Below are 12,568 nucleotides of genomic sequence, written 5' to 3' on the forward strand. Positions count from 1 at the left end.
CATCCGAGGTGATGGCCGATGTCGATGTCTTCCGGGAAGGTCATGGGGCCATTGCAGATCTCGCATGTCGCGTGTGCGCGTGGCTGTGGCGGTCGAGTGAGTCGGGCGAGGACTGCAGCACCTCGAGCGGCCTGGGCGGTCAGGTGGTGGCCGTTGAGTCGAGCCAGTGCGTAGGCACCGCACGGATCTGGGTTGGGGATGTCTAGGTGCACTCGATGTGAGAACCGTTGGCGATGTCGTCGGGGAAAGTCATCGGGCAGTCGCAGCGTGCGCAACAATTCGTGTCCGAAGCGTCCGAAGTGTCCTTTTCGCTGTTCAGCGGTAGTTCCAAAGCTCCATCAGTACTGTCCGAAAGTGTGTGAGCGTCCGAAGTCGTGAACCGTTCGGACACTTCGGACGCTTCGGACACGGGTCGGTAGAGACCTCTGGATTGCTTGTCGATCAATCCGTCGTCATACATCCGCCGTAGGTAGCGCCCGGCGTCGTCGATGTTGATATCGAGCCACGCGGCCAGTTCGGGTGGGCGGGTGGTCGGTCGGCTCTTCACGTACTCAAGTGCGCGGATCGTTCGATCCGACTTGCCCGACCGCTCTCGACGGATAACAGCATCCTCGGTTGCTTGCGTAAGGCTCGAACTTGTGAGGCTCCATGCCCCGCCGTCGGTAACGAGTGCGACTTCAGTCTCTGCGACATCACGGCCCGTGATGGCGAGTACGGCGTCCTGAGACTGCCGCTTGCGGGAGAGCACGAGAATGAAGTCCGCGGATCCGGCGATGCCGTGGGTTCCGCTGACGGCATCGACGAAGTCCTCTGACTCGGCCTTGCGCGTGTGGTGGACGGCCAGCAAGGTTGAGCCGGGATGGGCGTCGATGACTCGCTTGAGCGCCGATCCGATCGCGTAATCGGCTTGATAGCTATCGGCATTCGCCTTCTTGGCAGGCTTGACCTTGCCGAGGGTATCGAGGACGACCAGAGGCTTGCGGCCTGCATTGCGTTCACAGAATGCGGCGATGACCTCGGTAACGTCCTGCAGCTTGAGGTCGGTCACCGAGACCATCTCAGCGGGGATGGGCGCACCCTGCAGGAGCGTGCGATATCTCGACTGCAGTCGACGACGCCCATCCTCGAGCGCCATGTAGAGCACCGGCCGTTGTTCGACCGGGATGTGTCCCAGTGCAACGCCACCCGTGGCGCAGGCAAGCCCGATACCGGCGACAAGCCATGACTTGCCCGCCTTCGGTGGTGCGACGATAAGGCCGAAACCTTCGGGGACCACGCCTCGCACTGCCCACTCGAGGTCGGGGAACTCCATGGCGTCGAGGTCGTCGCCGGCGATAAGGTCGATCACGTCCAGAACGGACGGTGTCACGGGCACGGTCTCGACTTCGAATCCGTTCTCGTCGTACTCGGTGCCGTATGCGAACGGTGGAGTAAGAGCAATTGTCATGATGCCGAGCCCTTAACCCTTATGGCCCAGAGATTGTCGCGGCGGAACTCATGCCAGTCGGAGAGTCGGCGCGCAACCTGTGCCCACGGGGTCGGGTCGAATGGCTTGCTGTCGGTGTCGCTGGCGTAGTCAGGCTCGTACCGATCAATTCGGGGGTATTCCGGAGGGAGTGCGTCAGCACACTGACCGGGGTCGAACGCGGGCCGCTGGCCAGTCTCGAATGCCTCGCGTATCGCAGCGACCTCGAGCAAAGTCGGTGATATCATTTGAGCTAAGTCCTTTTCGATGCCCCCGCACCTGGCCCGGTAAGCCGAGCGGGGGCATTGTTCTATCCATGGTGTGGACATTTACGTATTGCGGCGGGCGAGATACCGTGCGGCGGAACCAAGTTCGATAAGCCAGATACCGCCGGACTGGTGCGCGTCGAGTTGCTTCGTGGCTATCAGAGACAGGATCTCGTCACGAGGTTCAGCGGCAATGCGCGAGAATTGCGGGACGGTGAGGTGACCGCTCACGACATCGGCGGCGCGTAGCAGTCCGGTACCTGTGGGTGGCGCTCGAGGCCGATGGCCTCCCTGAAGTCAGCGAGGCTGTATCGAAGCTCGCCTCCAGGTGTGTCGAAGGTGCGAACATCGTTGTCTCGCAAAATGGTTCGGAGGGTTCGCTCACTGATGTCGAACGCTGCTCGGAGATGGCGCCGAGCACAGAAGATGTCGAGGATGACAGGGTCGAGCATGGGGGTACCGCCTAACGGTCTCGGGGGGGTGCGGAGAAGCTCCGACTCGACCGGTGGACGAGTGGGCGTCAGCGACTCGGTCTACCTTCATTCTCCGCTGGCCTGAAGCCCCCGCACAAGGGGATTCGAATTACCGGCCACCGACGCGAGGGTGTCCGTCTACCCATGCCTGAATCTGGTTCTCATCAAACCTAATTGCCTGACCGATGCGCACGTGCGGAATCTCGTTGCGACGCACGAGGGCATAGCCGACGGTCTGGGAGATGCCGAGATGATCGAGCAGCCAGGACATGTCGCGAAGTGGTGTGGGCATGGTGGGGTGACTCCTAGGGAGAGTGGTGGGGGTACTGCTGGGGCCGGTCGGTCGGCCTTCTGTAGCTCGCTCTCGACGGAGTCACCGGGGAGTCGCAAGTGGTCCCCATTCTGCCTCCGACACGTCGCCTGACACCGCTCGTCACCTATTTGCCGCGCTTATTCGGAGTGTGATCTAGGTCACCGTGGACGCAACCTGGAACTACAGTTGTGCGATGTACTGTCAGCGCATGGCTTCGATCTCTTCCCGTCTCCTTCCCCTGCGTGTCGACCCCCAGACCGGCGAGGTGGCAATCAATCCGAAGACGGGCAAGCCTTTTGCGCAAAAGAAGAGGTTCGATGTCCGCTACCGGGATTCGTCGGGGAAGGAACGGACCAAGACTTTTAAACTGAATGCTGAGGCAGTTCAGTTCAAAAATGAGACTGAAGGCCGACTGAGTCGCGGCACGTATATCGCTCCGGAAAAGCAACGCGTGACTCTACGAGAACTTCTCGAACAGGCGGCTCGAGAGGCCACCCGTTCCAACACGGCTGCACTGAAACGGTCGGCGGCATCGAACCTGGGCACGCTGGGTGACACGCCCATCGGGAAGATCACTAGGCAGGATGTCCGCGAATGGCTGGGCTTCCTGCAGAACGGTCGCCCATGGGCCGGTGGGAAGCCTCTCGCCGCGTCCTCGGCGTCGATGCATCTGCGGTCGGTCAAGGCCTGCTTGAACCAAGCAGTGTCCGATCGGCTCCTAGAGCGATCGCCAGCGGACGGCGTCAGACCACCCAAGGCACCCCGCACGGAGGTCACCCACGACAAGCTCTTGACGGAGGGTCAGTTGGTGGCCATCGCCGACAAGGCCAGCCCGACTGTGAGGCGGATGATCCGGCTGCAGTACTCCACGGGGCTGAGGCCAGGGGAGGTGTGTGGGCTTCGTCGTCGCAGTGTCGATCCGGACCGGGGGCAACTGCTGGTGCGCGAGCAGTCGGGCCGGGGAGCGGACTGGGCGTGGTACCCACTGAAGACGGATGCATCCGTCCGTGATGTGCCGTTGGGCCAGATGGCCCGAGACATGATTCGGGAGCAGCTAGCAGAACGGCCCGACGGGGATCCCGACGAGCCGTTGTTCATCACCCGACAGGGTGGCATGTTCACCTCAAATACCTACGGCGGTGCATTCCTTGACGCCCGCGTGGCCGCTGGGATCTCCCACGGCACCCCACACGATTGCCGCCATTTCTTCGCATCGTTGCTTATCTCCGAGGGGCTTCGGGTGACGGATGTGCAGGTCTACTTGGGTCACCAGTCGGCCAAGGAAACACTCTCGACCTACGCCCACTTGTGGCCCAAGAGCGCAGAGCGAACCCTGGCCGCGATCGATAACGTTCTCACCCTGTAGACCCTCTAGATATCGCACACAAATCGCACATCCCGCGGGCCAACTCGTAACAGGCGGTGTCACTGCGTATTGGCAGCAAGGGTAGAAACAGCCTCTGACCTGGGTATACACTTGGCTATTGACAAATGGGTATCACTGTGTAGCGACGTGCTTATCGAGGTTCAGGCATTCCAGGTTCGAGTCCTGGTGGGGGAGCTCATGGGTTCGGCGGGAAACCGCCGGTGAGTCAGCTGTTCAACGGGAGAATGTTGTTGAGCGGGTTCGGGTCGTAACTCGCGGTGCCGTCGAGGCCCGATCCCTTCACGTACAAGAAGAAGTTGGACGAATAGGACGGTCTGGTGCAGTCGATGAAGTCGACGCCGACCGACTGTCCCGGGTTCACCGGTCCGAGATCTTTCCGGTAGCCCTTCGCCATGAGATCGAGTGGCAGAAGCTGCACCTGCACGACGTTGGGACCGTTGTTGGCCACGGCGAGCCTGCAGGCCAGCCCAGGCTGGTCGGGCAGACGGTAGATGGCCAGGTCGGCGATCGGGGCCGTGGCGGCCGACGCCGTTCCGACCCCGCTGACGATCCCGACGGCCCCGGCACAGGCGACGAGTGTGGTGGCGAACAACTTCTTCACGGCTACTCCGATGTGTTGAGGCGCTTGACCATCTCAGCGCCGCGCGACTGACATCTCGTTGGAACGAAACAGTACCAGAGATGTTTCGTTCGCATCGCGAATCGTCTAGACCGCGTGCATGAAGCTCTTCTGCTCGCGTCGGCCGGTGAAGCGCCAGGTGTCGTCGATGCGGGCGAAGGTGTCGTGGTACCAGACCCCGACCAGCAGCATCTGTTGTTTTTCGCCTCCGGCGACGACCATCGGGTTGAAGCACATCGTGGTGGCCGAGGCGGTGTCTCCGTCGAGCGTGATCGAGTGATTGCCGTTGAGGTGCTGGTAGTCGGAGAACAGGGCGAGGTTCTCTCGCAGCCACGGCACCACCTGTTCGGTGGTCCCCACCGCGCCGCCGACCGCGGAGTAGTCGATCACCGCCTCGGGGGTGAACAACTCGCGCAGCCGGTCGAAGTCGCGGGTGTCGACGGCGGTCGAGTAGTCGGTGATCAGTGCGGTGATCTCCATGCGGTCGGAGATCTCGACGAGATCCATCATGGGTCGAAAGTAGTGCGATCGGCCCTGCGTGGGATCGGAGATGGGAAGATCGGGGCAAGCGATCAGCGTCGATCCGCACTGTCGGCGCCTACACGGGTGGGGTGATGACATGGCAGTCGACAGACCGGCCGACACCGAGAAGGACGTTCGGGCGGCGCCGCGGACGCGGATGACCGGCCCGCAACGACGCCTTCAACTCATCGAGGTCGCGCGCGGCCTGTTCGCCGAACGTGGCTTCGAGGGAACGTCGGTCGAGGAGATCGCACAGCGAGCCGCGGTGTCGAAACCCGTTGTCTACGAACACTTCGGCGGCAAGGAGGGTCTGTACGCGGTCATCGTCGATCGCGAGATGGAGACGCTGCTCGAGATGGTGACGCTGTCGCTCACCACCAATCGCTCGCGACAGCGTGTGGAGAGTGTCGCCCTCGCCCTGCTGACCTACATGGAGGACCGCACCGACGGCTTCCGGATCCTGGTGCACGGCAGCCACGGCGGCGGCGCCGACGCGAAGTACTCGAGCCTGCTCAACGACGCCATCAGCCAGGTGGAACACATCCTGGCCGGCGATTTCGAGCGCCGCGGGTTCGACGCGGGGCTCGCCCCGCTCTACGCCCAGGCTCTCGTCGGGATGGTCTCGGTGACCGCCCAGTGGTGGCTCGATGTCCGCGAACCCGCGAAGGAGGTCGTGGCGGCACACCTGGTGAACCTCTGCTGGAACGGGCTCACCAACCTCGAGATCTCACCGGAACTCGCCGACAGCGCTCACGAACCGATCACGTCGGACGGCACCGCGCGCGAGAACCCGGAGAACGACGCCGAGGACTGATCAGGCCAGCGACACACTGCGTTTGGACAACCCCATCCAGAATCCGTCGATCACCTGATCGGGGATCTGGCCGGGGTCGTCGCTCGCCCCGAGGGTCACGAACAGCGGCGCGAAGTGCTCGATCGTGGGGTGCGCGTACGGCATTCCCGGCGCACGGTTGCGGAAGTCGATCAGCCCATCGACATCGCCGGCAGCGAAGCGTTCCGCGGTCCACGCGTCGAACTCCTGCGACCATCCCGGCGGGACGGCGTCGGGCCGCGGGTCGGTGAGGAACGGGAGCCCGTGGGTGGTGAAACCGGACCCGAGTATCAGCACGCCCTCGTCGCGCAGTTCGCGCAGTCGACGACCCAGTCCTATGAGGGCGGTCGGGTCGAGGGTCGGCAGGGAGATCTGTACCACCGGGATGTCGGCGTCGGGGTACATCACCGTCAGGGGTACGAAGGCCCCGTGATCGAGTCGCCGCTGCGCATCGTGATGGACGACCATCGGGTCGGGCATCAGTGCCGTCACGCGCTGCGCGAGGTCGGTCGCGCCGGGCGGGGCGTAGGTGATGTCGTAGAAGCGCTGCTCGAATCCCCAGAAATCGTAGGTGAGCGGCGTGCGGGGATCGGTGGACCCGATGGTGAGCGGAGCCGACTCCCAGTGCGCGGACACCACCAGGATGGCCGTGGGCCGGGGCAGCGCCGTGGCCAGCGCGGCCAGCTCGCCGACCCAGCGCTCGTCGTCGAGCAGTGGTGGCGCCCCGTGGCTGATGAACAGTGCGGGGGTGCGGACGGGACTCGCGATACTCATGACGGAGAAAACGGACCAGAGTCCGATTCTGTTCCCGGGACCGTGTACTGCAGCACTGCGCAGTCGATCCACCGACCGTTCTTGTACCCGATGCTCTGCAGGACACCGGTCTGCACGAAGCCGAACCGCTGGTGCAGGCGGATGGAGACGTCGGAGGAGATGATCGAGATCACCGCGACCACGCGACGCACCGACGACGGGTCGAGGCCGGTGAGCAACGCCTCGAGCAACGTGGAGCCCAGGCGGCGGCCCGTGGCGTCGGGGCGGAGGTAGATCGAGTCCTCGGTGGTCCAGTCGTAGGCGTGTTTGGTGCGGAACTCGCCGAGATAGGCGTAACCGAGCACCGTGTCGGCACCGGTGTCGTCGGGCTCCACCGCGACGACGAACGGCCGACCTCGCGCGGTGATCGCGGCGAGGCGTTCTTCCCAGTCGTCGACCGAGGGGGACTCGTAATCGAAGGTGATCACCGAGTTCTCGACGTAGTGGCGGTAGATCTCGGCGATCTGGGGGCAGTCGGCCGAGGTGGCGGTACGCACGGTGGCGGTCATGCCGACAGCTCCGATCCGGTCAGGGCGGCGGCCGTCTCCCAGAAGCGTTCGGCGAGAACGGGATCAGCGGCCTGCGTGGATCGTCCGACCAGCGTGGGCGCACCGCGCATCCCGAGGAACCCGTCGGGGCCGACGAAACTCCCCGACGGGATCGGCATCGCCGCGGCGTAGAGGCTGCAGGCCGCTCCGGCGACGGCGGTGTTCGCGATCGTGTTGCCCAGCCACGTCACCAACGCATCGACGGCGGCGACACGGGTCACCCCGGTCATCTCGGTCGCCGCCCAGCCCGGATGGGCCATCGCGGTCGTCACCTCCGACCGCGCGGCGCGAAGGCGGCGGTCGAGCGCCAACATCCACAGGGCCTGGGCCAGCTTCGACTGCGCGTAGGCGCGGGCGCCCGAGAACGCGCGACGCTCGAAGTGCAGATCGGCGAAGTCGATGCGGCCGGCGGAGTGCACGGTGGAGTTCACGGCCACGATCCGACCGCGGATCCGGTCGGCGAGCAGGTTGGTGAGGACGAACGGGCCGAGGACGTTCGTCGCGAGCGCGGACTCGAAACCGTCGGCGGTCTCGACCCGCGAGGTGGGCAGCACACCGGCGTTGTGGACCAGGATGTCGATCTCGCCGACCGAGTCGGCGAACCGCTCGATCGACGCGCGATCGGTCAGGTCGAGGGTGGCCGCGCTGCTCGATCCGCCGAGCGAACGGGCGACGGCATCGGCGGCGTCGTGGTCGCGCCCGGCGACGATCACGGTGGCGCCGGCGGCGGCCGCTCCGCGGGCGGTCGCGACGCCCAGCCCGCGGGTCGCCCCGGTGACGACCACCGTGACGCCGTCGAGACGGGGGAGTCGCGCTGCGGTCCAGGTCATGGCGTCACGATACGACGACCGTCGCCCGCCACTGCACACGCCGTGGCGGCCGGGGCGTCAGTAGAGCATGCGCCGGTAGTTCTCCTCGGCGTAGTGCCGCTCGAGTTCGGCGAGCCCCGGGCTGAGCATCACCGCGTGGTTGATCTCGGCGACGCTCGGCAGGTCGTCGGGATGCCAGGTGTCGGTGTCCCACAGCTTCGACCGCATGAACGCCTTCGCGCAGTGGAAGAACGTCTCCTCGACGCTGATCTCCAACGCCAGGATCGGGCGGTTCCCGGAGACGACCATGTCGTCGAAGTAGTCGGCGTCGGAGACGATGCGGGCGGTGCCGTTGATGCGCAACGTGTCGCCGCGACCGGGGACCACGAAGAGTGTCCCGACGTGTGGATCGGTCAGGACGTTGAGGTAGCCGTCGACCCGCTTGTTGCCCGGCCGCTCGGGGATGGCGATGGTGGTGTCGTCGAGGACGCGCACGAACCCCGGCGGGTCGCCCTTGGGCGAGACGTCGACGGCGCCGCCCTCACCGGCGGTCGACACGACCACGAACGGCGACTGCGCGATCCACTCGCGGTGCACGTCGGTGAGTCGGTCGCGGACCTTGGTGGCGACCCGTTCGTTCGGGTGACCCACGATGGACCGCAGTTGCTCGACGGTCGTCACGGTGTGATCGTCCGCGGTGTGATCGTCCGTTGCGTGATCGTGGTGAGGGGGATGCACGTCACCATCCTCACCCGCCGAGGCCCGACTGCGGAACCCCGACGAATACCATCGTGTGGTGGCATCTCCTCTCTCGTCCGTCGATGCGCGCCCCGCCGATCCGGCCCCCGTCGATCCGCTCGCCGGACTCGCCGCTGTCGCATGTGCCGATGCGGCGATCGCCGGCATCCGCGCGCTGCGCGGGCGTCGCGCACTCGACATCACCGGTCCCGACTCGGCGCGGCCTTTCGTCCTCGCCGCGGCGGCCCAGCCGGCCGATGATCCCGCGGTGCCCTCGGGTCCGCTGCTGGTGGTGTCGGCCAACGGCCGCGAGGCCGACGACCTGACCGCCGAACTCCGCCAGATGATCGGCGACGCGGTCGCGCAGTTCCCGTCGTGGGAGACGCTGCCGCACGAACGACTCTCGCCCAGCGCCGACACCGTCGGTGCGAGACTCCAGGTCCTGCATCGCCTGGCCCATCCCGAGGACGCCGCCTACGGGCCGCCGCTGACGGTGGTCGTCACCACGGTGCGGTCGCTGGTGCAGCCCATGGCGCCGGGCGTGGGCGACACCGACCCCATCACCCTGCGTGAGGGCGCGGAGTTCGATTTCGACGCTCTTCTCGCGAGGCTGGTGGAGCTGGCCTACGAACGCGTCGACATGGTCGGCAAGCGCGGCGAGTTCGCGGTCCGCGGCGGCATCCTCGACGTGTTCCCCACGACCTCTGATCTCCCGGTGCGCGTGGAGTTCTGGGGTGATGAGATCACCGAGCAGCGCGCGTTCTCCGTCGCCGACCAACGCAGCCAGCCCGAGGTCGACGCCTCGGTGGTGCACGTGCACCCGTGTCGAGAACTGATCCTGACCGACGCCGTGCGGGTCCGTGCCGCCGAGCTGATCGACACCGAGGGCACCGATCGATCGCTCACCGAGATGCTCACGAAACTGTCCGAGGGCATGCCGGCCGAGGGCATGGAGGCGCTCATCCCGGTCCTCGTGGGTGGACAGATGCAGTTGCTCACCGAGGTGATGCCCGAGGGCACACACGTCCTCGTTCTCGACCCCGAGAAAGTGCGCACCCGCGCCGCCGACCTCGCGAAGACCGGAGCGGAGTTCCTCGAGGCGTCGTGGACGGCGGCGTCGATGGGGGGTGACGCACCGCTCGACTCGAACGCCGGGGACGGCAACGGTCTCGGCGGGATCGACCTGCAGGCCAGCAGCTATCGGCCCCTCGCGGAGGTCCAGGAGACCACCGTCGCCGCGGGTCGACCGTGGTGGACGATGAGTCCGCTCGAGACCGCACCCGACATCGACGACGAGACGACCGTGCGCCTCGATCTCGCCCCGGGGCCCGCGCCCCGCGGGTCGGAGACCGAGCTCGCGACGACGTTCGCCTCGTTGCGCGCGCACGTCACCACCGGTGGCCGTGCGACGATCGTCGTCGCCGGACGGGGAACCGCCCAGCGCTACCTCGAACGCCTCGGTGAGGCGGAGGTCCCCGCGACGATCGGCGACATCGGGTCGACACCGGAACCCGGCATCGTCTCCATTCTCTGTGGGACGTTGCGGCATGGGCTGATCTGTCCCGATGCGGGCCTGGTGATCGTCTCCGAGGCCGACCTCACCGGGTCGAGGGTCGCCGGAGCTCGCGAGGGCAAGCGACTGCCGGCCAAGCGCCGCAACCAGGTCGACCCGCTGGCGCTGACCGCCGGCGACATGGTCGTCCACGATCAACACGGCATCGGCAAGTTCGTCGAGATGATCGAACGCACCGTCGCCGGTGCGCGCCGTGAGTACCTGGTGATCGAGTACGCACCCAGCAAGCGTGGCCACCCCGGTGACCGCCTGTTCGTGCCGATGGACTCCCTCGACCAGCTCTCCCGCTACGTCGGCGGCGAGCAGCCGTCGCTGTCGAAGCTCGGCGGATCGGACTGGCAGAACACCAAGCGCAAGGCGCGCAAGGCCGTTCGCGAGATCGCCGGTGAGCTCGTCGCGCTCTACGCCGCGCGCCACGCCGCACCGGGACACGCCTTCGCCCCCGACACCCCGTGGCAGACCGAGATGGAGGACGCCTTCGGTTTCACCGAGACCGTCGATCAGATGACGGTGATCGGCGAGGTCAAGTCCGACATGGAGAAGGCGGTCCCGATGGACCGCGTCATCGTCGGCGACGTGGGCTACGGCAAGACCGAGATCGCGGTGCGCGCCGCGTTCAAGGCGGTGCAGGACGGCAAACAGGTCGCCGTGCTGGTGCCGACGACCATTCTGGCGCAACAGCATCTGCAGACATTCACCGAACGCATGGCGGGGTTCCCGGTGACCATCCGCGGGCTGTCGCGTTTCACCGACGCCAAGGAGTCGCGCGAGATCATCGACTCGATGGCCGAGGGCGGCGTCGACATCGTGGTCGGCACCCACCGACTGCTGCAGACCGCGGTCCGGTGGAAGGACCTCGGGCTCGTGATCGTCGACGAGGAGCAGCGTTTCGGCGTCGAACACAAGGAACACATCAAGGCGCTGCGGACCCACGTCGACGTGCTGACGATGTCGGCGACACCGATCCCACGCACCCTGGAGATGTCGATGGCGGGCATCCGCGAGATGTCGACCATCCTCACGCCACCCGAGGAACGCCACCCGGTGCTCACCTACGTCGGCGCCTATCAACCCAAGCAGGTCGCCGCGGCGATCCGACGTGAACTGCTGCGCGACGGCCAGGTGTTCTTCGTGCACAACCGGGTGAGCTCGATCGACAAGGCCGCCAAGAACATCCAGGATATGGTGCCCGAGGCGAGGGTCGTGGTCGCGCACGGCCAGATGGGCGAGGAACAGCTCGAACGCACCGTCGCCGGCTTCTGGAACCGCGAGTTCGACGTCCTCGTCTGCACGACGATCATCGAGACCGGTCTCGACATCTCCAACGCGAACACACTCATCGTCGACCGCGCCGAGGCGCTGGGTCTCTCGCAGCTCCACCAGTTGCGCGGCCGCGTGGGTCGCAGTCGCGAACGCGGGTACGCCTACCTCCTCTACAGCCCCGAGAAGCCGCTCACCGAGACGGCCTACGACCGGCTGGCCACCATCGCGCAGAACAACGAACTCGGTGCCGGTATGGCTGTCGCGCTCAAGGACCTGGAGCTCCGCGGTGCGGGAAACGTATTGGGGGCCGAGCAGTCCGGACACGTCGCCGGGGTGGGTTTCGACCTCTACGTCCGGCTGGTCGGCGAGGCCGTGGAGGCCTATCGCGCTGCGGCCGACGGCAAGCCGATCATGTCGGAGGAGAACCGCGAGGTCCGCATCGACCTGCCGGTCGACGCCCACATCCCGGCCGACTACGTCGACTCCGACCGTCTGCGCCTCGAGGCCTACCGCAAACTGGCGGCGGCACTCGACGAGTCGGACATCACCTCGATCGTCGACGAACTCCTCGACCGCTATGGTCCGCTGCCCGCGGAGGTGTCGCGCCTGGTGTCGGTGGCCAAACTGCGTCTGCTGGCGCGCGAACTCGGCGTCACCGAGATCGGGATGGCCGGTACCCAGGTCAAGATCGCGCAGGTGTCCCTGCTCGACAGCCAGCAGATCCGGATCAAGCGCATCTACCCCGGATCGTCGTATCGGGCGACGACATCTGTTCTCACCCTTCCGGTTCCGCGCACCGCAGGGGTCGGCAGCGCCCGGGTGCGCGACGTCGAACTCATCCAGGTCGTCGCCGACGTGTTGCTGGTGATCCACGGATCCGATCCGGGCTCGCGCGACATGCGCGGTCCCACGATCACCGACGACCACGCGGTGTCGTGACCGAGCCC

11 protein-coding genes are annotated in these 12,568 nt (G+C 66.1%); 3 read left to right on the top strand and 8 right to left on the bottom strand.

The window, feature by feature from the left end:
* Positions 1-202: 202 nt before the first annotated feature.
* Together OG579_RS20440 and OG579_RS22035 are read right to left on the bottom strand one after the other, a co-directional pair.
* Entirely contained in the window at positions 203-1,447 is a 1,245-nt protein-coding gene (locus OG579_RS20440; protein WP_328857444.1) for an AAA family ATPase, read from the bottom strand.
* Positions 1,448-2,313: 866 nt separating this feature from the next.
* On the bottom strand, positions 2,314-2,496 hold the full coding sequence (locus OG579_RS22035) for a helix-turn-helix domain-containing protein (RefSeq protein ID WP_408068707.1): 183 nt from the start codon (positions 2,494-2,496) through the stop codon (positions 2,314-2,316).
* A gap of 229 nt (positions 2,497-2,725) precedes the next feature.
* Here OG579_RS22035 and OG579_RS20445 point away from each other — a divergent pair, with 229 nt between their 5' ends.
* Positions 2,726-3,883 (top strand): tyrosine-type recombinase/integrase, encoded by a 1,158-nt coding sequence (locus OG579_RS20445; protein ID WP_328857445.1) that lies wholly within the window; start codon positions 2,726-2,728, stop codon positions 3,881-3,883.
* Between the two features lie 226 nt (positions 3,884-4,109).
* Here OG579_RS20445 and OG579_RS20450 read toward each other — a convergent pair whose 3' ends face one another.
* On the bottom strand, positions 4,110-4,505 hold the full coding sequence (locus OG579_RS20450; RefSeq protein WP_328857446.1) for a hypothetical protein: 396 nt from the start codon (positions 4,503-4,505) through the stop codon (positions 4,110-4,112).
* A gap of 105 nt (positions 4,506-4,610) precedes the next feature.
* Positions 4,611-5,033 (bottom strand): nuclear transport factor 2 family protein, encoded by a 423-nt coding sequence (locus OG579_RS20455; protein WP_328857447.1) that lies wholly within the window; start codon positions 5,031-5,033, stop codon positions 4,611-4,613.
* Positions 5,034-5,142: 109 nt separating this feature from the next.
* On the opposite strand from OG579_RS20455, the gene OG579_RS20460 reads away from it, so the two are divergent.
* Positions 5,143-5,859 carry a TetR/AcrR family transcriptional regulator gene (locus tag OG579_RS20460; RefSeq protein ID WP_328857448.1) on the top strand — a complete coding sequence of 239 codons (717 nt, stop codon included), beginning with the start codon at positions 5,143-5,145 and terminating at the stop codon, positions 5,857-5,859.
* Here the strand turns inward: OG579_RS20460 and OG579_RS20465 are convergent, their stop codons facing one another.
* The 4 genes from OG579_RS20465 to OG579_RS20480 are packed head-to-tail and all read right to left on the bottom strand — an operon-like array spanning position 5,860 to position 8,728.
* Positions 5,860-6,651, bottom strand: coding sequence for a dioxygenase family protein (locus OG579_RS20465; RefSeq protein WP_328857449.1), 792 nt, complete (start codon positions 6,649-6,651; stop codon positions 5,860-5,862). It lies immediately after the preceding gene.
* The gene (locus OG579_RS20470) at positions 6,648-7,199 is read right to left on the bottom strand and encodes a GNAT family N-acetyltransferase (RefSeq protein ID WP_328857450.1); all 552 of its coding nucleotides are present in this window, start codon (positions 7,197-7,199) and stop codon (positions 6,648-6,650) included. The genes OG579_RS20465 and OG579_RS20470 overlap by 4 nt, the downstream gene beginning before the upstream one ends.
* Positions 7,196-8,068, bottom strand: a complete 873-nt coding sequence (locus OG579_RS20475) for an SDR family NAD(P)-dependent oxidoreductase (RefSeq protein ID WP_328857451.1) — start codon at positions 8,066-8,068, stop codon at positions 7,196-7,198. The genes OG579_RS20470 and OG579_RS20475 overlap by 4 nt, the downstream gene beginning before the upstream one ends.
* Before the next feature lie 57 nt (positions 8,069-8,125).
* The gene (locus OG579_RS20480; RefSeq protein ID WP_328857452.1) at positions 8,126-8,728 is read right to left on the bottom strand and encodes a pyridoxamine 5'-phosphate oxidase family protein; all 603 of its coding nucleotides are present in this window, start codon (positions 8,726-8,728) and stop codon (positions 8,126-8,128) included.
* Between the two features lie 115 nt (positions 8,729-8,843).
* Between OG579_RS20480 and mfd the strand changes: the two genes are divergently transcribed.
* A complete protein-coding gene (gene mfd, locus OG579_RS20485) occupies positions 8,844-12,560 on the top strand; it encodes a transcription-repair coupling factor (RefSeq protein WP_328857453.1) in 3,717 nt (1,238 codons plus the stop codon).
* The last annotated feature ends 8 nt before the right edge of the window (positions 12,561-12,568 follow it).

The organism is Williamsia herbipolensis (assembly GCF_036153515.1).
In the GTDB taxonomy this organism is placed as follows: Bacteria; Actinomycetota; Actinomycetes; order Mycobacteriales; family Mycobacteriaceae; genus Williamsia_A; species Williamsia_A herbipolensis.

What these genes read in the sequence shown, in the direction of transcription:
- OG579_RS20440 (WP_328857444.1), bottom strand. Translation starts at nt 1,447, where the DNA reads ATGACAATTGCTCTTACTCCACCGTTCGCATACGGCACCGAGTACGAC.
- OG579_RS22035 (WP_408068707.1), bottom strand. Translation starts at nt 2,496, where the DNA reads ATGCCCACACCACTTCGCGACATGTCCTGGCTGCTCGATCATCTCGGC.
- OG579_RS20445 (WP_328857445.1), top strand. Translation starts at nt 2,726, where the DNA reads ATGGCTTCGATCTCTTCCCGTCTCCTTCCCCTGCGTGTCGACCCCCAG.
- OG579_RS20455 (WP_328857447.1), bottom strand. Translation starts at nt 5,033, where the DNA reads ATGATGGATCTCGTCGAGATCTCCGACCGCATGGAGATCACCGCACTG.
- OG579_RS20460 (WP_328857448.1), top strand. Translation starts at nt 5,143, where the DNA reads ATGGCAGTCGACAGACCGGCCGACACCGAGAAGGACGTTCGGGCGGCG.
- OG579_RS20465 (WP_328857449.1), bottom strand. Translation starts at nt 6,651, where the DNA reads ATGAGTATCGCGAGTCCCGTCCGCACCCCCGCACTGTTCATCAGCCAC.
- OG579_RS20470 (WP_328857450.1), bottom strand. Translation starts at nt 7,199, where the DNA reads ATGACCGCCACCGTGCGTACCGCCACCTCGGCCGACTGCCCCCAGATC.
- OG579_RS20475 (WP_328857451.1), bottom strand. Translation starts at nt 8,068, where the DNA reads ATGACCTGGACCGCAGCGCGACTCCCCCGTCTCGACGGCGTCACGGTG.